This is a genomic window from Nocardioides sp. GY 10127 (genome assembly GCF_004919085.1).
Lineage (GTDB): Bacteria > Actinomycetota > Actinomycetes > Propionibacteriales > Nocardioidaceae > Nocardioides.
This window is the reverse complement of the sequence record NZ_STGL01000011.1, coordinates 26,792-47,858: the sequence shown is the minus strand read 5'-3', so window position 1 is coordinate 47,858 and position 21,067 is coordinate 26,792. Positions and strand designations below refer to the sequence as shown.

17 protein-coding genes are annotated in these 21,067 nt (G+C 73.3%); 6 read left to right on the top strand and 11 right to left on the bottom strand.

Annotation, left to right across the window (positions count from 1 at the left end; genetic code table 11):
• The gene (locus E8D37_RS18350) at positions 1–528 is read left to right on the top strand and encodes a hypothetical protein (RefSeq protein WP_136571279.1); all 528 of its coding nucleotides are present in this window, start codon (positions 1–3) and stop codon (positions 526–528) included.
• A gap of 143 nt (positions 529–671) precedes the next feature.
• On the opposite strand, the gene E8D37_RS18345 is transcribed toward E8D37_RS18350, so the two are convergent.
• From E8D37_RS18345 to E8D37_RS18315, 7 genes are all read right to left on the bottom strand, one after another.
• Complete coding sequence (locus tag E8D37_RS18345; RefSeq protein ID WP_136571278.1) at positions 672–1,388, bottom strand: TetR/AcrR family transcriptional regulator; 717 nt, start codon at positions 1,386–1,388, stop codon at positions 672–674.
• Positions 1,389–1,513: 125 nt separating this feature from the next.
• Entirely contained in the window at positions 1,514–2,314 is an 801-nt protein-coding gene (locus E8D37_RS18340; RefSeq protein ID WP_136571277.1) for an ATP-binding cassette domain-containing protein, read from the bottom strand.
• The gene (locus E8D37_RS18335) at positions 2,314–3,324 is read right to left on the bottom strand and encodes an ABC transporter ATP-binding protein (RefSeq protein WP_240770553.1); all 1,011 of its coding nucleotides are present in this window, start codon (positions 3,322–3,324) and stop codon (positions 2,314–2,316) included. Before E8D37_RS18335 ends, E8D37_RS18340 begins: the two co-directional genes overlap by 1 nt.
• Positions 3,321–4,181 carry an ABC transporter permease gene (locus E8D37_RS18330; protein ID WP_136571276.1) on the bottom strand — a complete coding sequence of 287 codons (861 nt, stop codon included), beginning with the start codon at positions 4,179–4,181 and terminating at the stop codon, positions 3,321–3,323. The genes E8D37_RS18335 and E8D37_RS18330 overlap by 4 nt, the downstream gene beginning before the upstream one ends.
• Positions 4,178–5,221 carry an ABC transporter permease gene (locus E8D37_RS18325; RefSeq protein ID WP_136571275.1) on the bottom strand — a complete coding sequence of 348 codons (1,044 nt, stop codon included), beginning with the start codon at positions 5,219–5,221 and terminating at the stop codon, positions 4,178–4,180. The genes E8D37_RS18330 and E8D37_RS18325 overlap by 4 nt, the downstream gene beginning before the upstream one ends.
• Before the next feature lie 47 nt (positions 5,222–5,268).
• A complete protein-coding gene (locus tag E8D37_RS18320) occupies positions 5,269–6,141 on the bottom strand; it encodes a phytanoyl-CoA dioxygenase family protein (protein WP_206055856.1) in 873 nt (290 codons plus the stop codon).
• A 137-nt stretch (positions 6,142–6,278) separates the two neighbouring features.
• Positions 6,279–7,916 carry an ABC transporter substrate-binding protein gene (locus E8D37_RS18315; RefSeq protein WP_136571274.1) on the bottom strand — a complete coding sequence of 546 codons (1,638 nt, stop codon included), beginning with the start codon at positions 7,914–7,916 and terminating at the stop codon, positions 6,279–6,281.
• Between the two features lie 459 nt (positions 7,917–8,375).
• On the opposite strand from E8D37_RS18315, the gene E8D37_RS18310 reads away from it, so the two are divergent.
• Both E8D37_RS18310 and E8D37_RS18305 read left to right on the top strand, forming a co-directional pair.
• Positions 8,376–8,846, top strand: coding sequence for a hypothetical protein (locus tag E8D37_RS18310; protein ID WP_136571273.1), 471 nt, complete (start codon positions 8,376–8,378; stop codon positions 8,844–8,846).
• A gap of 50 nt (positions 8,847–8,896) precedes the next feature.
• Positions 8,897–9,742 carry a phytanoyl-CoA dioxygenase family protein gene (locus E8D37_RS18305; protein WP_136571272.1) on the top strand — a complete coding sequence of 282 codons (846 nt, stop codon included), beginning with the start codon at positions 8,897–8,899 and terminating at the stop codon, positions 9,740–9,742.
• 62 nt (positions 9,743–9,804) lie between these two features.
• On the opposite strand, the gene E8D37_RS18300 is transcribed toward E8D37_RS18305, so the two are convergent.
• On the bottom strand, positions 9,805–11,835 hold the full coding sequence (locus E8D37_RS18300; protein WP_136571271.1) for a heavy metal translocating P-type ATPase: 2,031 nt from the start codon (positions 11,833–11,835) through the stop codon (positions 9,805–9,807).
• Between the two features lie 134 nt (positions 11,836–11,969).
• Here E8D37_RS18300 and E8D37_RS18295 point away from each other — a divergent pair, with 134 nt between their 5' ends.
• A complete protein-coding gene (locus tag E8D37_RS18295) occupies positions 11,970–12,320 on the top strand; it encodes a metalloregulator ArsR/SmtB family transcription factor (RefSeq protein WP_136571270.1) in 351 nt (116 codons plus the stop codon).
• Positions 12,321–12,365: 45 nt separating this feature from the next.
• On the opposite strand, the gene E8D37_RS18290 is transcribed toward E8D37_RS18295, so the two are convergent.
• From E8D37_RS18290 to E8D37_RS18280, 3 genes are read right to left on the bottom strand one after another with little or no spacing between them, the layout of a single operon-like run.
• Entirely contained in the window at positions 12,366–13,760 is a 1,395-nt protein-coding gene (locus tag E8D37_RS18290; protein WP_136571269.1) for an NtaA/DmoA family FMN-dependent monooxygenase, read from the bottom strand.
• Complete coding sequence (locus tag E8D37_RS18285) at positions 13,757–15,217, bottom strand: amidohydrolase family protein (protein WP_206055855.1); 1,461 nt, start codon at positions 15,215–15,217, stop codon at positions 13,757–13,759. The genes E8D37_RS18290 and E8D37_RS18285 overlap by 4 nt, the downstream gene beginning before the upstream one ends.
• On the bottom strand, positions 15,214–16,362 hold the full coding sequence (locus E8D37_RS18280) for an aromatic ring-hydroxylating dioxygenase subunit alpha (RefSeq protein ID WP_136571268.1): 1,149 nt from the start codon (positions 16,360–16,362) through the stop codon (positions 15,214–15,216). Before E8D37_RS18280 ends, E8D37_RS18285 begins: the two co-directional genes overlap by 4 nt.
• A 246-nt stretch (positions 16,363–16,608) precedes the next feature.
• Here E8D37_RS18280 and E8D37_RS18275 point away from each other — a divergent pair, with 246 nt between their 5' ends.
• Positions 16,609–17,607, top strand: a complete 999-nt coding sequence (locus E8D37_RS18275; RefSeq protein ID WP_136571267.1) for a nucleoside hydrolase — start codon at positions 16,609–16,611, stop codon at positions 17,605–17,607.
• Positions 17,608–18,195: 588 nt separating this feature from the next.
• The gene (locus tag E8D37_RS18270) at positions 18,196–20,997 is read left to right on the top strand and encodes a CBM35 domain-containing protein (RefSeq protein WP_136571266.1); all 2,802 of its coding nucleotides are present in this window, start codon (positions 18,196–18,198) and stop codon (positions 20,995–20,997) included.
• Positions 20,998–21,067: the final 70 nt, after the last annotated feature.

Here is a 21,067-nt window from a genome sequence, read left to right as displayed (position 1 = left end):
GTGGAGGCGGCGCTGGCGCTCGGCGCGGTCGTCCCGGCCGCGCTGGGCACGGGCTGCTGCGTCGCCATGCGCGCGCGGACTGCCTGGGCGGACAGCGCCGCCATGGTCCTGATGCTGCTGGCGATGCTCGACTCGATGCTGTCGCCGGCGCCGCTGCTGTCCGGGGAGTCCTGGGCGCTGCTGCTGGGAGCCGCGGCCCTCGGCCTGTGGCTCCTGCGCGGTGACCACCACCGGCTCCGGACGCTGCACCTCGCCGTCATGGCGGCGCTCGTGTGGCGGATGGGTGCGGCCATGGGCTCGGCCGGCATGAGCGGCATGAGTGGGATGGAGGGCACCGAGGGGGCCGCCGGGACGTCCGGCGTCACCCTCCTCGGCGTCCCCCTGCTGGACGCCGTGCTGGTCGGCGTGGCCGTCGCGGCGGCCGTCCCGCTGGTGCTGGCCGCGGTGCGCAGCACGTCCTGGCTGGTCCGGGGGGAGCTCGCGGCCGGTGCGGCCTCGATGCTGGCGATGGGCGCCATGCTGGTCTGACCCGGCTACCCCGCCGAGTCCTCGGGGTCCGACGTCCCAGGACCGGAACAACCCGCTCGGCCGCGCGTGCAACCTCCGATCTTCGCAGGTCAGAGAGTTGGGCGCGGCCGAGCTTTCGGGTTGTTCCGGTCTGAGGACGGCCGTCAGGCGAAGTACAGCGCCAGGTACGCCACGCACATGCGGGCGGCCTCCTCGAGCACCGGCTCCACCTCGTCGGGCTGCGCGCGGACGACCATCCCGACGGTCGTGTTGAGCAGGGTGAGGTAGGTGGCCACGACGAGCCGCATGGGCACGTCGGGGGCGTCCTCCCGCAGCGGGGGGAGCGTGAAGGAGTCGAGCACCATCTCGGCGATCGCCTCGTCCATCTGGTTGCCCAGCCGCTGGATCGTCCGGGTCCACTCGCCGTCGTTCTGGATCGAGGAGAAGCCGGGCAGGTCGCGGTAGAAGCGCCCCACCACGTCGCAGGCCGCGGTGGCGGAGCGTCGCCAGTCGCGGTGGTCGAGACCGTAGAACACCGCCTCGAGCTCGTCCTCGAGCTCCTGCATCTGGTCGATGAGCAGCTCCTCCAGGAGGGCGCCCCGGTCGTCGAAGTAGTTGTAGATCCAGCCGACGGAGATGCCGGCGCGCGCGGCGACCGCGGTGGTCGTCACGGCGTCCTCGCCCTCCTCGTCGAGGATGCGCTCGGCCGCCCGCAGCACCTTCTTCATCTTCAGCTGGCTGCGCGCCTGGGTGGGCCGCCGCCGGGCGCCGGAGGAGTGCCGCCAGTCGGGGACGAGTGGCTGGGACCTGGGGTCCGCGGAGCCGGAGGTGCCGGTCGGCACCGCGACCGCAGGGGGCTCGTGGAGAGCGCCGCTGTCCAAGGAAGGGCTCCTTCTGTCGTGGCCGTCAGGGCCCGAGGAGGCGCCGAGGACGGGCGGCACGGGCCGCCCGTCCTCGAACGCTAACGGAGAGAGAGGTGCGTCGGGGCGACCCGACGCTTGCTGGGTCAGACGGCCCGGGCCACCGGCTTCCAGCCGGGGCGGGGGATCGCGTCGAGCAGCCGCTGCGTGTAGGGGTCGGAGGGGGCGTCGAGCACCGCGTCGGTGCTGCCCTCCTCCACCACGCGGCCGTGGCGCATCACCATGACCCGGTCGCTGACCTGGCGCACGACCCCGAGGTCGTGGGAGATGAACAGGAAGGCCAGCTTCTCCGAGGCGCGCAGGTCGCTGAGCAGGTTGATGACCTGGGCCTGGACCGAGACGTCGAGGGCCGAGACGGCCTCGTCGAGGATGAGCAGCCGCGGCTTCACCGCGAGCGCCTTCATGATCGCGACGCGCTGGCGCTGTCCACCGGAGAGCTGCTTGGGCTTCGACCGGCCGACCCGCTCGGGCAGCCCCACCTTGTCCAGCAGGTCCGCCGTCCGGGCCGCGCGCTCGCGGCGGTCGTGCAGGCCGTGCGCGGCGAGCACCTCCGAGACGGAGTCGTTGACGCTCTGGCGGGGGTCCAGGGAGGAGTAGGGGTCCTGGAAGACCATCTGCACCTGGCGTGCGCGCCACCGGCGGGCCGAGACACGGGCCTGCGCGGCGTCCACCTCCTGCTCGTCGAAGAGGACGGTGCCGGACGTCGCGGGCTCCAGGCCCGCCACGATCCGCGCGCACGTGGTCTTGCCCGAGCCGGACTCGCCCACGATCGCCAGCGAGTCGCCGGCGGAGACGGAGAACGAGACGTCGTGGACGGCGACCAGGGTCTCGCCCCCGCGCAGGCGGTACTCCTTGCGCAGGTGGCGTGCGGTGAGCTGCTCGACCATCAGAGAGCACCCCCCGCGGCCAGCACGACGGGAGCCTGCAGGTCCTCGGCCCGGTGGCAGGCCACGAGCTGGCGCTGGACCGGCCGGAGGGACGGCCGCTCCTCGCGGCACGTGTCGACGGCGTGGGCGCAGCGGTCGACGAAGACGCACCCGGGTGGTGCCTCGAAGGCCGCGACCGGGCGGCCCGGGATCGCCCGGAGCCGCTGGCGTCGGGTGGTCGAGGGGCGGGACTCGAGCAGCCCCACCGAGTAGGGGTGGAGCCCCTCGGTGTGGATGGAGCCCGACGCGCCCTCCTCGACCAGCTGCCCCGCGTAGACGACCGCGATGCGGTCGGTGACCGCGGCAGCCAGGTCGAGGTCGTGGGTGATCATGACGAGGGAGACGCCCTCGTGTCGACGCAGGTCGTCGAGGATGGCCATGACCGACTCCTGGATCGTGACGTCGAGGGCGGTCGTCGGCTCGTCCGCGATGATCAGCTTGGGCTCCACGAGGAGGACCGAGGCGATCATGACGCGCTGGAGGAGACCGCCCGACAGCTCGTGCGGGTACTGCCGCATCCGGGTCCGGGGCTCGGTGATGCCCACGCGCTCCAGGAGTGCCTCCGCCTTCTCGACGGACTCCCGCCGGCCCACCCCGGACGCGCGCAGCCCCTCGGTGAGGAAGTCGCCGATGGTGCGCAGCGGGTTGATGTGGGCGCGCGGGTCCTGGTGGATGAAGCCGACCTCGGAGGCGTGCCACGAGCGGAGCCGGGAGCGGGACATCGCGTAGACGTCCTCGCCCTCCCAACGGATGGAGCCGGCCACCCGGCTGCCCGCCGGCAGCAGGCGCAGGGCCGAGCGGACGGTCATCGACTTGCCGGAGCCGGACTCGCCGACCAGACCGAGCGACTCGCCGGCCCTCAGGCTGAACGAGACGTCGGTGATGACGGGCCGGTGGCCCTTGCCGACCGGCAGGTCGACCGCGAGGTCGCGGACCTCGAGCAGCGGTGCGGGGATCTCGGTGACGCTCACTTGACTCGGTCCTCTCGGAGGGCGAAGCGCTCGGCCAGCAGGTTGAAGGCGACGACCGTGACGACGATGAGCAGGCCCGGGAACAGGGCCTCCTCGGGGTGGCCGTCGAGGAGGGCGGTGCGGCCCTCGTTGACCATCGAGCCCCACTCGGCCACCGGCGGCTGGACGCCCAGGCCCAGGAACGAGATGCCGGCCAGGTCGGTGAGGCACGAGCCGTACATGATCGTCGCCTGGGTGCGGATGACCGGGAACATGGACGGCAGCAGGTGCCGGATCGCCACCCGCGACGGCGCCAGGCCCTGGAGGGTGCCGGCCGTGATGTAGGCGGCGTGCCGCTCCCTGCGGGCCGTCACCCGGGCCACGCGGGCCAGGTAGGGGACGTAGGCGATGCTCAGCGCGATCACCGGCGCCGTGATGCCGGTGCCGAAGATCGCGATCGCGATGAGGGCGAACAGCAGGCTCGGGAAGGCGAAGACGATGTCGAGGCCGCGGGTGATGGCGGTGTCGACCCACCCGCCGAACCAGCTGGAGACCAGCGCGAGGACGGTGGCGACGGCTGCGGCGATGAGGACGCAGACCGCGGGCGCCACGAGGGACAGCCTGGCCCCGACCGCGGCCCGCGTGAAGATGTCACGCCCCAGGGCGTCGGTGCCGAACCAGTGGGCGGCCGAGGGGCCCTCGCCGGCGTGCAGGATGTCGCCGGTCTGGGAGTCGTAGCCGGAGATCATCGGCCCCACGACGGCGAGGAGCACCAGGAGGGCGCAGACCGCGCCGACCACGAGGGCCACGGGGTCCACGGAGCGGAACCGCTCCCGCGCGCCGCGCGGGAGGACGGAGGGCAGGGCGAGGGTGGTCATCGGCTGGCTCCCGGGGTGCGGAGTCGGGGGTCGAGGAGGGTGTGGACGGCGTCCAGGGCCGTCGTGAGCAGGACGAACAGGACCACCAGCAGGAGGCTCACGGCCTCCACCGACGCGTAGTCCTTGTTCGAGACCGCCGTGACGAAGAACGAGCCGAGGCCGTCGATGCCGAACGCGGTCTCCACGACGGTGGCTCCCACCACCAGCGCGGCGACGGCGAGGGCCGAGACGGTGACGATGGGGACGGCCGCGTTGCGCAGGACGTGGCGGCGGAAGACGGTGCCGGCGCTGAGCCCGCGGGCGCGCGCCGTCTCGACGTGCTCGCGGTCGCTCTCCTCGCGGAGCGCGGCGCGGCCGACCTGGCTGAGGTAGCTGCCCCAGCCGATCGCCAGCGCGATGGCGGGCAGCGTGAGGTGGTAGAGCCGGTCACCCAGGCCGTCCCCGGCGCCGAGGGCCGGGAACCAGCCGAGCTGGATGACGAAGAGCAGGGAGAGGACGGAGGCCGCCACGTAGGCCGGCACGGCGACGCCGATCGCGCTGACGACCGTGACCAGCGGCCCGAGGGGCTTCACCATCGTGCCCAGGGTCGCGGAGGCGAGACCGCCGACGACCACCAGCACGCCGGCGTAGGCCACCAGGCTGAGCGTGACCGAGATCCGGGGCGCGATGAGCGACCACACGGACGCCTTCTGGACGATCGAGGTGCCGAAGTCGCCGTGCAGGACGCCCGAGAGCCAGCTGAGGTACTGGACGACGAGCGGGCGGTCCAGGCCGTACTTGGCCTCGAGCAGCGCGCGGCTCTCGGCCGTCGGGTGCGAGCCCAGGGCCTGCGCGAGCGGGTCTCCCGGGGCCAGGGCCAGCGCGAAGAAGACCACGGCCGAGGCGATGAGCATCGTCAGCAGCGGCAGCAGCACCCACCGCCACAGGGGCGCGAGCCGGCGGGCGGACGCGAGCAGCGCCCGCCCCGAGGAGGGCGGTCCGCCGCCGGCACGGTCGTCCGTGCTGGTGACGGTGCCTGCGGGCAGGGTGGGTGTCGCCATCGCGCTCTCCTCGGGGTGGGCGTGGTCGGGTGAGGGATCGGTCGGGCTCAGAGCCCGAGGTAGCCCTCGAGGGGGGACCAGTCCGCGCTCCACAGGCCGCGGCCCTTGGAGCGGAAGCCCAGGGCTGCCTGGACGTGCGGGGGCAGGGTCTTGACCAGCTCCAGGTCCATCAGGAACGGCGCGGCCTCCTCGGGCACGAGGTGGGCGGCGTTGAACGGCAGGGCCAGGGCGCGGCGCCACCGGTCGGTGCTGCTGTTCTGCCCGCCGCCGTGGAGGACCTTGCCCGAGAAGAACAGGGCGCTGCCGGCCTTCATCTCGGCGCCGACGGAGTCGGCCGGGTCGCCGGGGACGGAGTAGTCGTCCCAGGTGTGGCTGCCCGGGACGACGCGCGTGGCGCCGATCTCCTCGGTGAAGTCGGTGAGGGCGAAGAGGAAGTTGAACATGACCTCCGGCGCCGACTTCCCCATCGTCAGGTAGTCCGGGTAGTTGCCGGTGTCGCGGTGCAGCATCTGGGCGGCGTTGCCGGGGCCGATCTCGATGATCTGGGCCGTGCACATCCACGGCGGGGCCTCGGCGTGGTCCGGGAAGACCTTCCAGACGAGCTCCCAGGTGAGCGGGTCGCACAGGACCTTCTCGCGGAAGGTCGCGCTGCGGGTCACGAGCTGGGTGATGCGCTTGGTCTGGGCGCCGTAGAAGGCGGCGAACTCCTCGTTGGCCTCGGCGCCGCCCTGGGCGCCGGGGGCACGGTCCTTGAGGTAGGGCTCGAGCTCGGCGTTCATCGCGGCCAGGTCCTCGGCGCTCACGAGGTCCTCGATGATGACGCCGCCGTCCTCCTCGTAGACGGCGAAGATGGCGTCGGCGCCCGCGCTGCGGTGCAGCGTGCGCAGACCCGTCGCGGTGTCCATGACGGTCTCGGACATGCTGGTTCCTCTGCTTTCTCGGTGGTGCACGGGTGGGTGGTGCTGGTCCGGGCGGGTGGGCGGCGGGAGCCGCGGGTGCCGGCCCGGAGGGGCGGCCGTGGGGCCGGGCGCGAGGCCCGGCCCCACGGCCGCCGGGCTCACTCGGCGCCGATGAGGGCGAGCGAGGGCTGGAGGTTCGCGGCCGCCGAGGTGGTCACCCCGCCGATCCCGTCACCCACGAAGGTCAGGGCCCGGGGGACGACGATGGTGGTGAGCGGCAGCTCGGTCTCCCAGGCGTCCTGGAGCTTCACGAACTCGGTGACCCGCTTCGTGGTGTCGAAGGTCGTGCGCAGCTTCGCGATGCCCTTCTGCACGGCCGCGTCGTCCCAGTCGGTGAAGTTGAAGACCTGGCCGGTGCCGAAGAAGAACGCGAGCGACTCGACCGGGTCCAGCGTGTAGCCGTAGTTGTCGAAGATGACGAAGTCGATGTCCTTGCGCGCCTCGCTGGAGTACAGGACGTTGCTGTAGGCCGCCGTCTGGAGCGACTTGAGCTTGAGGTCGACGCCGATGGTGGCCATCTGCTGCTGGAGGTACTGCGCCATCAGCTGGACGGTCGCGTCACCCGCCGCGTAGGCGAGGGTGAGGGTCTCCCCGTCGTACCCGCTCTTCTCGACGAGCGCCTTCGCGTCCTCGGTGGACAGGTTGCGGTCGGCCTCGTAGGACTCGTAGGCCGGCTCGTAGATGTCGGTCGCGTCGGACTCCCAGTAGTCGGAGGGGATCGCGGTGTAGGCACCCTCGGCGGCACCCTGGTAGATCGACGAGGCGATGGTGTCGCGGTCCAGCGAGCCGAAGATGGCCTTGCGCAGGTCGGTGCTGCCGGTCCGGCCACCGGGGTTGGTGAGGGCCAGGTAGGTCTGGGTGATCGTCTGGCCCGAGACGAGCGTGCCCGCGTCGGTGTCGGACAACGAGTCGATCGTCGAGGCCGCCAGGTTGGAGGCGCCGTCCAGGTCACCGGAGAGCAGGCCCTGCGTGACAGCGCTGGAGTCAGCGACGAAGCTGATGTCGATCTCGTCGGACTGGGCCTCGAACGTCGGGTCCCAGTAGTCGGGGTTCTTGGTGAGGGTGATCGACTGGCCCGGCGTCCAGTCGGACAGCTCGAGCGGGCCCGAGCACATGATCCCGCCCTCGGCCGTGCCGTACTTGTCGCCCGCCTTCTCGGCGTAGGCCTTCTCCCAGACGGTGCCGACGTTGGAGGAGAGCTCCTTGACGAACAGCTCGTCGGGCTGGGTGAAGGTGACGGTGACCTGGTGCGCGCCGGTCTGCTTCATGTCCTTCACGTAGGTGAAGGCGAAGTTGTAGTAGGCGGTCGGCGACGCGCTCTTCTCCAGGGAGTAGATGACGTCGGCCGGCGTGACCGGCTTGCCGTCCCAGAACGTCGCGTCGGTGTTGATGTCCAGCGTGACCTTGGTCGGCGACACCTGGGTCGGCGTGGCCAGGTGCGGCTTGATCTCGAAGTCGGCCGTCTGGTACGTCAGCGAGTCGCACGTGGAGGCGACGATCGTGGTGCCGGCGTAGCCGCCGGTGGTGGTCGGGTCGAGGGTGTTGGGCTCGGCCGGGAAGTTCCACTTCAGGACGTCCAGCGAGCTGCTGACGGTGCCGAAGGTGTTGGCCTGGGTGAGCGCGGAGGCGTCCGTGCCCTCGTCTGAGGAGCTGCTGCCGCTGCAGGCGGCGAGCAGCAGCATCAGGCCGGTCACGGAGAGGGCTCCGGCGCTCCTGAGCGCCGCGCGGGGGTTCATCGGTACGTCCTCCTGGAGAGGGGCGGGTCGGCTGGTGCGTCCGAGAAGGTGAACGGCCACCCGCGTCGACGGGCGGGGGCAGGTCCGCGGCGGCGATGGCGCGGTGGGCGGCCTCACGGGGGGCTCTGAGATCCGGGTGTCGGGGACCTCAGGCCCTGGTGTGGGGCCCGTTCTTCCGTCGCCGAGAACTGAAACTTGTTCACGTTTCGTTCAGATGACGCGCTCGTAAGAACTCGCCACCCTGCGCCTGCGCGCCGTTCGATGTGGGAAATCTGCAGGTCTAGAGGGCTTGCCCGATCTCGGAATCTGCGTCAAATATGAATGAGTCTCACATTCTTGAGAGGAGTGGTCGTGGTTCCTCGACTCGCTGCTGAACCCGCCGGCCCGTCCGCGAACCCGCGCGCCCCGCAGGCTCCCCGCGTACTGGTCGTCGCCAGCGCTGACCCCTGGTGCCGGGCCGTGACGCGGGCCCTGCTCGACGCGGGCGCCGCCGTCGCCGTCAACGCGCCCACCCCTGCGGCGGTGCGGGTCTGCCTGGACGGCTCCCGGCGGCGCGGCCTCGTCGGGGTGCCCGGCAACGCGACCCGACCGGCGCAGGCGGACCAGGTCGTGCGGGACGCGGTCTCCGCCCTCGGGGGTCTCGACCTCGTGGTCTCCCTGGGCTCCGGCCCCGGTGGGCGTGCGGTCGAGGGCCTCCCGCCCGAGGCGGTCGAGGCCGTCGCGTCGGCGGCCGAGCCGTTCCTGGCCGACCCGGCGTCCTGCGTCCTCCTCCTGGCGTCGGGGGAGATCCCGTCGGGGGAGCCCGGTGGTCTCGCTCCCCGGACCCGCGACGCCCTCGCGCTCGTGCGGGCCGCCGTGCTCGCCCTGTCGACCCACCCCGACCGCGGGGCCTCCGCGGCCGGGTCCTCAGCCCTCGACGTCGCAGGCTGACCCGTTCCCCACCCTGTGCTCCTCGGAGCCGACCTGAGAGAGGGGCATGCATGCCCGAGCTCGTGACCCTAGGCCCGGACGCGCCGTTCGAGGAGGTGATCGCCGTCATCGAGCGTGACGGCGGCGTCATCATCCGCGACTTCGTGGACGAGGCCACGATCGAGGGGCTGGAGGCCGACCTCCGGGCCCACCTCGACGAGACCGACTGGGGGAAGGACGACTTCTCCGGCGGCCGCACCCGGCGCTTCGGCGCGGTCTTCAACCACACCAAGCACGTGATCCCCGTGGTGCGCCAGCCCCAGTGGCACGCGGCGGCCCAGCACTTCATCCAGGGCCCGTCGCTGCGGAAGAAGGAGCTGCGCGGCCAGGGCCAGGTACCCAGCTACCGGATCGGCGTCACCCAGGTGATCGACATCCACCCGGGGCAGGGCCTGCAGGTCCTCCACCGTGACGACGGGCTGTGGGACTACCCGCACCCGGAGGGCTACGAGCAGCACGCCCGGATGCAGGTCATGCTCGCCATCACCGAGTTCACGGAGGAGAACGGTGGCACGATGGTGGTGCCGGGGAGCCACCGGTGGGACGACGAGCGGCGCCCGCTCCCGGAGGAGGCGATCCCCACCGTCATGGCCAAGGGCTCGGCGCTGCTCTGGCTCGGTGGCGTCTACCACGGGGGCGGCATGAACGAGAGCGACTCCTCGCGCACCGGCCTCACGATCGGCTTCGACCTGGGCTGGCTGCGCCAGGAGGAGAACATGTACCTCTCGCTGGACCACGAGATCGTGCGCGGCCTGCCCGAGGACGTCCAGAAGCTGCTCGGCTGGGAGCTCTCGTCCGCTGCCGGCTTCGTCATGGACGACGGGGAGATGGCCTCCCCGATCCGCCTGCTCGCCTGATCGGCGGCCCCGTCCGTCGGCGCCCGCACGGGTGGCCGGCGGGCGGGGCCGTCCTCGTCCTGTCAGCCCGCCTCGTCCCAGACCCGCGCCCGCAGCAGCCGCAGGCCGTTGAGCGCCACCACGATCGTCGAGCCCTCGTGGCCGGCGACGCCGAGGGGGAGCGGCAGGGTGCCGACGAGGTCCCAGGTGACCAGGCCGGCGATCACGACCGCGGCGAAGGCCAGGTTGGCCCGCACGACCCGCTCGGCCCGGCGTCCGAGCGCGAGCGTGCGGGGGAGGGCGTCGAGGTCGTCGCGCACGAGCACGACGTCGGCGCTCTCCAGGGCCAGGTCGGAGCCGGTGCGTCCCATCGCGACGCCGGTGTGGGCGGTGGCCAGGGCCGGGGCGTCGTTGATGCCGTCGCCGACCACGGCCACGCGGCGGCCGGCGTCCCTCAGGCCCGCGACGGCGGCGGCCTTCTCCTCCGGCAGCAGCCCCGCGTGCACCTCGCGGATGCCGACGCTCGCCCCCAGCGCACGGGCCGCGGCCTCGTTGTCGCCGGTCAGCAGCAGCGGCGGACGCCCGGTCAGGGCCTCCAGCCGGGCGACCGCCGCGGCGGCCTCGGGTCGCGCACGGTCCGCCAGCGCCAGGACGCCGGCCGGCACGCCGTCCAGCACGACCACCACGGCCGTGTGGCCGGCCGCCTCCAGGCGCGCCGTCGCGAGCCTGGCGGCGCGGGTCCGCTCGTCGTCCGCCTGCCCGGCGCCGTCCGGCTCCAGCAGCAGCGGCGAGCCCACCACGACGCGGGTGCCCGAGACGTCCGCCCGGACCCCACGCCCGGGGGTGGCGGAGAACCCGCTGACGGCGAAGTCGTGCACCTCCCCGGCCTCCTCGGCGTGCGCGACCACGGCGCGCCCCACGGGGTGCTCGCTGCCGCGCTCGGCGGCCGCCGCGTGGGCGAGCACGTCCCGGGGGTCGTGCCCCTCCAGCGCGACGACCTCGACCACGTGCGGTTGCCCGAGGGTGAGGGTGCCGGTCTTGTCGAGGGCCACGAGGTCGGTCGCCGCGAGCTGCTCGAGCGCCACGGCGGACTTCAGCAGGACGCCGTGGCGACCGGCGTTGGCCATCGCCGCGAGCAGCGGGGGCATGGTCGCCAGCACGACCGCGCAGGGGGAGGCGACGATCATGAAGGTCATCGCACGCAGGAGCGTCGACTGGAAGTCGGAGCCGAGCGCGAGCGGCACGGCGACGAGCGCGAGGGTGGCAGCCACGACGAGGAACGCGTAGCGCTGCTCCACCCGCTCGATGAAGAGCTGGGTGCGGGCCTTGGTGGTGGAGGCCTCCTCGACGAGCGCCACGATCCGGGCCACGACCGACTCGGACGCGGCGGCGTCGACCCGCACGGTGAGGGTGCCGGTGCCGTTGAGGGTGCCGGCGAAGACCTGGTCGCCCGGGTGCTTGGCGACGGGCAGTGGCTCGCCGGTGATGGTGGCCTGGTCGACGTCGGAGGCGCCGTCGAGGACGGTGCCGTCGGCGCCGAGCCGGTCGCCCGGGCGCACGAGGATGAGGTCGCCGGGGGCCAGGTCGGCCGCGGGCACGCGCTCCTCGGTGGCGGCGCCGGGGCCACCCAGGCCGTCCGGGAGAAGCCGCGTGGCGTGCTCGGGGGCGAGGGTGAGCAGGGAGCGGACGGAGTCGCCGGTGCGCTGGGTGGCGATCGCCTCGAGCGCGCCGGAGGTGGCGAAGATGACGATGAGCAGCGCGCCGTCGAGCACCTGGCCGATCGCCGCGGCCGCGATCGCCGCGACGATCATCAGGACGTCGACGTCGAGCGTCCTCTCCCGCAGCGCGCCGAGGCCGGCCAGCGTGGGCTCCCACCCGCCGGCGACGTAGCAGGCCAGGTAGAGCGCCCAGTGCAGCCACGTCGGTGCCCCGGCGAGCTGGGCCAGCCCGCCCAGCACGAAGAGGGCGAGGGCGAGCGCGGCCCAGCGGGCCTCCGGCACGGCCCGGGCCGTCCCGAGCAGGGACGGCGGGGCCGGCCGCGCCTCACGGGGGCGGACGGGGGCGGGGTGCGGGGGAGCGGTCGTCGGCGTCGAGGTGCCGGCGGGCGAGGTCATGGGGCTCCTCGGGGTGGGGCTGTGCGGGGCGGGAGGCCGTGCGGGTCGGGCAGGGCCGCGGCCGGGGTGGGGCGCCGGCCGCCTCGGAGTATGACATGCACGTCTGTGCATATGTCCCTGCGTAGGCTGGTCCCATGGGTCACGGAGCGGACGGCGTCCCGAGCCGCCTCAAGCTGGACGCGGAGACGGCCAGGTCGGTCGCCTCCACGCTCCAGGCGCTCGGCACCCCGAGCCGCCTGCTCATCCTCGCGACGCTCCAGCAGGGCCCCCGCACGGTCGGCGAGCTCGTGACCGAGGTCGGCATGGAGCAGCCGGCCGTGAGCCAGCAGCTGCGGCTGCTGCGCACCCGCGGCCTGGTGGAGAGCCGCCGCGAGGGGCGGCACGTCGTCTACTCCCTCTTCGACGACCACGTCTCCGCGCTCATCGACCAGGCCGTCCACCACGCCGAGCACGTCCGGGCCGACCTCCCCGACCGGCACGGGTAGATCCCCCGCCGACGCCCCCGCACCGACACCGGCGGGCGCCCTCGGTCACACCTCCGCCGGGGCCACCCACCTGCGCCCCGACCCGTGGTGGTCGCCTGCCAGCCACCGGTGACCCTCGCCGAACAGGTGCTCGCGCAGGGTCGCGCCCGTCGGCGCCTCCCGTGCCAGCCCCCGCTCGCGGAGCACCGGTACGACCAGGTCGGCGACCGCCTCGAAGGTGCCGGGCACCAGGTCCGGTTGCAGCAGGAAGCCGTCCACGTCGGTGGCGTCCGCGAACGCCACCGCGCCGTCGACGACCTCCTCCGGGTCACCCGCGATGACTGTGCCGTTGAGGCCGGTCGTGCGGAAGTCCTCGAGGATCTGCGCGACGGTGGGGCCGGGTTGCTCGGGCGTCCCCAGGTAGCGCTGGAGGTTGCTCAGGCCCTGGTCGGTGGTGAGGTCGGGCGGCAGCGGCCGGTCGAGGGGGAACTGGAGCAGGTCCACGCCGGTGTTGCCCGCGAAGACCGCCGCGGCACCCTGGAGCGTCGAGCGCTCCAGCATCCGGGTGTGCCGCGCGTGCGCCTCCGCGGACGTCTCGGCGGCCAGCAGCATGACGCCGGCCAGCACCTTGACCGAGCGCGGGTCGCGACCCGCGTCCGCCGCCGCCCGTCGGATGGCGGCGACCCGACGGGCCACGACGAGGGGGTCGCCCCCGGCCACGAAGACCGCCTCGGCGTTCCGCCCGGCGTAGGCCAGGCCACGCCCCGACGAGCCCGCCTGGACCAGCAGCGGTGTCCGCTGTGGCGAGGGCGGGAGGTTGAGGATGCCGTGGGAGCGGAAGTAGGGACCCTCGTGCGTGAGCGCCCGGACACCGTCCGGGTCGGCCCAGGTCCGGGTGGACGGGTCGCGCCGGTAGGCGTCGGTGCGCCAGGTGCCCTCCCACAGCCCGAGGCAGAGCTCGAGGTAGTCCTCGGCCATGTCGTAGCGCAGGTCGTGGCTGATCAGGTCCTCGCCCATCAGTGCCGCGGCCGAGGCCCCGTTGGAGCCGGTGACGATGTTCCAGCCCAGCCGGCCCGAGCAGAAGTGGTCGAGGGTGGCCAAGCGGCGCGCCAGGGCCGCCGGTCGCTCCACCGTCGTCGAGGACGTCACGACGAACCCGAGTCGCTCGGTGACGGCGGCCAGGGCCGAGATGACCGTCACCGGGTCGGCTTGCGGCACCCCGCGGCCCTCGCGCACCGCCGCGGGGTGGGGCTGGCCGTCGACTGCAGGCCAGCCGTGGCTGTCGGCGAGGAAGAGGAAGTCGAAACCCGCCTCGTCCAGCCGTCGGGCCAGGGAGGTCCAGTGGCCGAGCGTGAGGAAGTCGGCCGAGCGGTCCTCCTCCTCGTACCAGCCGGCGCCCACGGTGCCGTTGGGACCGAGGTACTGGAACGCGGCGAGGACGAAGGGGTCGCGCGCGGTCATCGGGCCGCCCCCTCCGGCTGCCGGGACCGCCGGGTCAGCGGCACGTCGAACGGGACGTGCCCGTCCACCCGAGCGGCGAGGCGGGCCATCCGCGAGTGCACCTCGCGGCTCGCCTCGGCGGCGTCCTCGGCCAGGAGGAACGTGCCGGAGGCGACCTGCCGCCCGCCGACCCACACGCCGGCCAGGTTGCGCAGGCTGCAGGCGAGGACGTAGGTGGCGACCGGGTCCCACACCGGCCCGGTGTCGGGGTGGCGCGGGTCGACGAGCAGGAAGTCGGCGAACCGGCCGGGGGTCAGGCTGCCCACGTCGTCCGCCACCCCGATCGCGTCGGCGGCCCCGCGGGTGTGCAGCAGGAGCGCCTCCTCGACACCGAGCGCCGCCGGGTCGCGGTAGGTGGCGCGCACCAGCGCGAGGCCGGTGCGCAGGTTGGAGAACGGGTCGACGACGTCGGTGCAGGACTGGTCGTCCACGCCCATGCCCAGCCGGACGCCGGCCGCCCGCAGCTCCGGGATGCGGGTCACCCCCGAGGCCAGCCGACCGTTGCTCATCGGCTGCCAGCTCACGGCCGCGCCGGCCTCCCCGGCCTCGGCCACCATCGCGTCGTCCGCGTGGATGAAGTGACCCAGGACGAGGCGCGCGGCGAGGTCCCCGGACAGCACCCCGGCGTCGCGGTACCAGGACCACTTGACCCGCTGCTCCTCGATCGCGTGCGGCGTCTCCAGCAGGTGCGGCTGGTTGCTGAGCCCGTAGCGGCGCATGGCCTCGGCCTCGAGCTCGGCCGTGGCGGGGCCGGCCGCCCACTGCACCGAGCCGCTCACCGAGGAGCCGAGGTGCAGGTCGCTGCCGGCCGCGGCGGCCCGGGTGAGCTCCAGCTGCTCGCCGAGGTGGGTGAGCGTGTCCTCGGGGTCCGGCGTCTGGCCCAGCATCGTCGACTGGACGTGTCGAAGGCCGGCGTCCAGCTTGCCCCGCAGCTGCGCGAGGTGCAGCGCGGGGTCCGGCAGCTCCTCGACGTAGGCGGCCTCGCCGTCCCCGGTGCGGCGGAAGCCGAGGCCGGAGAAGCAGTGGTCGTAGGCGGTGGTGACGCCGGCGAGCAGGACGTCCTGCGCACCGTGCCGCGCGAACCAGTAGAGGTCCTCGGCGTCGGCGGCGCGCACGTGCCGGACGCTCTCGTCGATCCACCGGTACAGCGAGGCGTCGTGCGCCAGCCCGCGCCCGGCCGAGGTGAACAGGTGGCTGTGGGAGGAGACGAACCCGGGCGCGACGAGCATGCCCGTGGCGTCCAGGCGCTCCCGCGCCCGGAGGCCGGGCGGCGGGTCGCCCGCCTCGAGCCGGTCGATCCGACCGTCCGCGCCGACGGTGAACCACCCGCGCACCGCCGACGGCAGGTCGGGGGAGCAGGGCAGCAGCGTGCCGCCGTGGACCAGCAGGGCCGGCCCCGGCGGCTGCCCCGGGATCACGCCTCGCCGGCCGGGTCGTCGGTGGCGGCGGGCACCGTGAACCGACCCGTCACCAGGTCGCTCCACAGCCGGCGCAGGGCCAGGGAGTTCCGGTCCGCGTGGGCGTGCGCGTTGAGGTGCGGCGCGAGCGGGTACTCCTTCGGCAGGCTCTCCAGCAGGTCGCGGTCCTCGTCCTCGACGATCTCGTCGAACGCGAGGATCTCCGCGGCGGGGCGATCCGCCTCGGTGTCGGTGCGCAGCACCGTCTGGAGCAGGTAGGAGCGCTCGTCGTCCTCCGGCGTGATCGCCTTGATCATCACGTGCCGCAGGCCGTCGGGGTAGCGGATCTCCAGGTGCAGGAAGAACGGCAGGACGAGGGTCGAGGTGCTGATCCGCACGGTCGCCCCCTCCTCGCCGGGGCGGGCCGCGACCGGGACCTCGCCGCGGGCGACCATCCCGTCCGGTGTCCGGTCGACCACCGTGTCGGTGAGCTCCGGCTCGTCCTTGTTGCCGAACGAGCCGGCGTGCACGAACGCCACGTGCCCGGGGTCGAGGTTGTTCTCCGTCAGGTGCATCGCCGAGCAGTCGAACGACCACGTGGTCTCGGGGACCGCGCGCCACGTCAGGCCGTCGTGCGTCGGGTCGTCGAGCTCGGGGACGACGGGGAGGTCGTGGGCCGGCCCGCCCTCGGCGTCCGTGGCCAGGCAGACCCAGGCCATCCCGTACTTCTCCGCCGACCGGACCATCGTGAGGCCGCTCTTCGTCGGGTGCGGGGAGGCCGGGAACTGGGGGATGCGCTGGGTGTGGCCGTCGCGGTCCCACTCCCAGCCGTGGTACGGGCAGACGAGGTGACAGTTCTCGACCCAGCCCTTGGAGAGCGGGGCGTCGCGGTGGGCGCAGCGGTCGAGCGCGGCGCTCACCGGCCGGCCCTCCTCCGCGCGCCAGACGACCACGTCGGTGCCCAGCACGCGCCGTCGGACCGGTGCGCCCTCGACGTCCGCGGTGAAGGCGACGGCGTACCAGAACCGCCGGAACAGGGGGTGGTCGCTGAGCTTGAGGTGGTCCGGCCGGGGCGGGTGCTGGACGCCGTCCTGGTGCTGGTCCTGGTGCTGGTCGTGGTCCTGAGCCGGCTGCGCCGTGCTCGGCGCGGGGGTGGTGGTGCTCATGGGGAATCCCTCGTGGCGCCGCAGAGACGGGGAGGTCCCGCCGGCTACCTGGACGGCACCGCGGGAGCAGCCTGCCAAAGGACGGTGTCGGCGGCTGTTTCGGCCTTGTGACGTCCGCGAGAACAGGGCTGAGCAGCCCTGACCGACAGGCGTCGGGGGTCGTTCGACGGCGTTGCGGGGCGGCGTGGAAGGCTGGGACGTGACGTGGGGCACGGGCCCCGTGCGGACGAGAGGTGGCGGCGGCGCATGACGGGCTGGGCGGCAGGGACGTTCCCGTGGCTGGACGACGAGGGTGACCGACCGGCGCCGACCGTCCGGGTCATCGTCGACAACGACTTCGCGGGCGACCCCGACGACCTCTTCCAGGTGGTGCACCACCTGCTCTCGCCGGGCGTGGACCTGCGCGGGATCGTCGCCTCCCACCTGGCGCCCGGCGACGGCTTCGACCCCGGCCCGGACACCGCCACCCACGCCGCGGACAAGCTCCGCGAGCTGTTCGGGGTCGCCGGCTTCGACGGCGAGTCGCTGATCTGGCTCGGCTCGGAGGACGGTCTCGTGGACGCGTCCACCCCGCAGCCGTGCGAGGCGGTCGACCGCATCGTGGCCGAGGCCATGCGGGACGACGAGCGCCCGCTCTACTACTGCGCCGGCGGCGGCCTCACCGACATCGTCTCGGCGTGGCTGGTCGAGCCGCGGATCGCCGAGCGACTCACCGTCATCTGGATCGGCGGCCCCGAGCACTCCTTCGCCCCGGCCGCGCCCGAGGGCGTCGGGGTCTCCGAGTACAACCTCAAGATCGACGTCACCGCCGCCCGGGTCCTCTTCAACGACTCCGACCTGCCGCTGTGGCAGGTGCCCCGCGACGCCTACCGGCAGTGCCTGGTCTCGAACGTGGAGCTGCGCCGCCGGGTCGCGCCGAAGGGGGAGCTCGGCCGCTACCTCGCCGACTCCATCACGGGTCTCTCGCGGCTGCTGGCCCAGCACGGCTTCGGCCACGCCGAGACCTACTGCATGGGCGACCAGCCGCTCGTCCTGCTCAGCGCCCTCCAGAGCCGCTTCGAGCCCGACCCGTCCTCGTCCTCCTACGTCGTGGTGCCGGCGCCGCGGCTGGACGAGAAGGGCGAGTACGAGGACGCTCCGGGCGGCCGTGACATCCGGGTGTGGACCTCGCTCGACCTGCGACTGATGTTCGAGGACTTCTTCCTCAAGCTCGACGAGCACGCCGCCTGGCACCCCGGCGCCTGAGCCTCCCTGCTCCGCGTGTGGCTGTGGTGGCTGCTCTGAGTGGCGGTGTGTGGGCAACCGGTGGGCCGACCAGTTCGGTTGCTGGGGCACCGCTGGTGGTGGCTGCCCTGGGTGGCGGTGTGTGAGCAACCGGTGGGTGCGACCGATTCGGTTGCTGGGGCACCGCCGGTCGCCGGGGCGCCGAGGAGCGGTGTGTGAGCAACCGGTGTGCCGACCGATCCGGTTGCTGACGCACCGCTGGTGGGTGCTGCCCTGAGGGGCGGTGTGTGGGCAACCGGTGGGCCGACCAGTTCGGTTGCTGGGGCACCGCTGGTCGCGGCTACCCCGAGCGGCGGTGTGTAGGCAACGGGCGAGCCGACCGATTCGGTTGCTCACACACCGCCCACCAGCACGCCCGCGGGCACAGCCGGGGGAACTTCGCCCGCACGGTTGATAGCGCTTTCTGATAGCGCTATCTTCCTGTGACCGACGACACACCCGGGCGTGAGGGCGCCGCGGGACGTCGCGATCTGGCCGAGGCGACGGGCGCCCCGGCGTCAACAAGTCCACCGGTCCGGCACGCGCTGCCGCACCGGTCGAAGGAGTGCCATGAACCACCCGTCACCGCAGGCCGCGCCCGGCGCGTCCACCACGCCCACCGGTCAGCCCGACGCACGGAGCAGCCGGAGCAGCCGCAGCAGCCGCAGCACCCGCCTCGCCCGGCCCCGCCTGGCGACGGGCGCCTGCCTCGGCCTGGCGCTGGCCACCACGGGGCTGGCGACCACCGGCCTGACCTCCACGTCCCTGGTCTCCCCGGCGGCCGCCGACGACGCGGCGGTCCAGGTCGACCTCGGCACCGTCACCGGCGACTTCCGCGGCGGGGCCAGCGGAGGCCTCTACGCGCTGGGCGACGACGGGGTCCCGTCGCAGGCCCTGGTCGACGGCGCCCGCCTGACCAACGTCTCGCAGAAGGCGCCGGGCGGTCAGCAGCACCCCAACGGCGACGCGCTCGACGTCGAGGACTCCTTCTTCGCCGGCGCCGGCGAGGACATGTACGTCTACATCCAGGACGACTACCCGGACTGGCCGTACAACGGCGGCGTCCGACCGGGCGACGCCGACGGGGACGGTGAGTGGGACTACCTGGCGGTGGTGCGGAAGGTGGCCGAGAAGGTCGCGACCCAGTCCGCCGACCCGTCCGCCTACGTGTTCATCCCCTTCAACGAGCCCGACGGCCAGTGGTACCAGGACTGGTCCTCGATGAAGGACCAGTTCATGGCCGACTGGACGGCGGTCGACGAGGTGATCCAGGAGGTCTACGCCGAGCACGGGTTGGGCCACGCGCGGCTCGGCGGGCCGGGTGACTCGGTGTGGCACGAGGACCGCACCCGCGACTTCCTCACCTACGCGGCGGCCCACGACGAGCTGCCCGACGTCTTCATCTTCCACGTGCTGCAGGACTGGTCGCTCGACCAGTTCCGCGACCACATGGCCACCTACCGCAGCATCCTGGCCGACCTCGGCGCCCCGGAGATCCCGGTCAACGTCACCGAGTACGGCCTGCCCGACGACATGGGCGTGCCCGGCTTCCTCCTGCAGTGGATGTCCGTCTTCGAGGACGAGAAGGTCGACGCCCAGACCGCCTACTGGAACTACGCCGGCAACCTCGACGACAACTCCTCCCGGGTCAACGGCGCGAACGGCGGCTGGTGGCTGATGAAGTGGTACGGCGACCTCGCCGGCGGCCAGACCGTCCAGGTGACCCCGCCGGTGCTCAACAGGTTGCGCAGCCTCCAGGCCATCGCCACCGTCGACGAGGACGACGAGAAGGCGACCGTCCTGGTGGGCGGTTCCACCACCGACATCCCGCTCGAGCTCACCGGCACGGACGCGGCCGGGCTCGGCAGCACCGTCCACGTCCAGGTGCGGGCCGTGACGCTCAACGGCAAGGAGGGGGACAGCCCGGCCCCCGCCGTGGTGATGTCCAAGGACGTGGCCGTCTCCGGCGGCGCCCTCTCGCTGACCATCCCCAACGACGACGAGACCACGGCCTACCAGGTCATCCTCACGCCGACCCTGGCCGACCCCGCGCCCGTCTCCACCTCGCTCGTCGACAGCACCGAGGCCGAGGACGCCACGATCGCCGGCGCGACCGTCTACAGCCACGACTCCCACGACGCCTGGACGCTGCCCGCCTCGGGCGGCAAGGACGTCGGCTCGTTCAACAACGCCGCCTCGAGCGCCACCTGGGACGTGGACGTCCCGAGCACCGGGCGCTACCGGCTCAGCGTCCTCGCCGGCGCCAACCAGGCCCCCGGCGAGCACGCGCTCTTCGTCGACGGCGCGTACGCGGCGACCGTCCACTACGCGGCGGACCTGGGCTGGACCTACCGCGGCACGACGGACGTGGCGCTGGACCTGACCGCGGGGGAGCACACGCTCTCGCTGCGGGCCAGCCGCAACGGCAGCAGCGTCCTGCCCGGCGCCGACATCACCCTCGACCGGTTCGACCTCTACGACGAGACCGGCGGCGAGCGCACCACCTACCCGTCCACCGACGCGCGGCTCACCGACGGGGCCACCCTCTCCTACGCCTCGGCGAGCACGGCCGGCTTCGCCGCGCTCTCGGGCGGTGGCACGGCCACGTTCTTCACCTCCAACGCCGACACCGGTTACCACGACCTCCTCGTGCACTACCGGACGTCGCGGGCCACCGACCTGCACGTCACCGTCAACGGCCGCACGGTGGCGGACCTGACGCCGAAGGGCGCCGGCTCGTGGACGACCCGCGTCCGGGTCTACCTGGGGGAGGGCGTCCAGGAGGTGGCGGTCTCCTCCGACCGCGGCGTCCTCCTGGACGACGTGGAGACGGTGCGGGGCGCCGACCAGCGTGCCTCCGACTCCGACGCCTCGCTGCGCTGGTCCGGCCAGGCGGAGGACCTCGACCTGGCGGGCACGGCCGGCGTGCGCACCCTCGCCGCGTCGAGCGGCTCCAACGGCTCGGCCGACGCCTCCGGCGTCGTCTCCTACGTGGGGGACCTCGGCAACGGCAGCGGCAACACCGCCACCCTGGAGCGTCCCGCCGGCCTCGGCAAGGGCGCCTACGTGCTGACGATGGGCTACGCCAACGCCGAGCGCAGCAGCGGGATCAACTACAACCCGCAGGTGGTCTCGCGCTTCCTGGACGTCGCGGAGGACGGTGGCGGCACGACCCGCGTCCCGTTCCGGCACAACTACTCGTGGTCGAGCTTCTGGGACGTCTCGGTGCCCCTGGACCTGACCACGGCCACGGGCGCCCTCGTGCTGGGCAACGCCTCGGCCTACGGGCCGGACCTCGACACCGTGGCGCTCTCGCGCCTGGTGGCCGGCGCGCCGGTGACCACCGTGGTCCGGGGCAATTCCGCCGGCTGAGAGGCCGGTCGACGGGCCGGCCGTGCGCGGGAGGCGCACGGCCGGTCCAGCCCACCGGGCACCCTCTGAA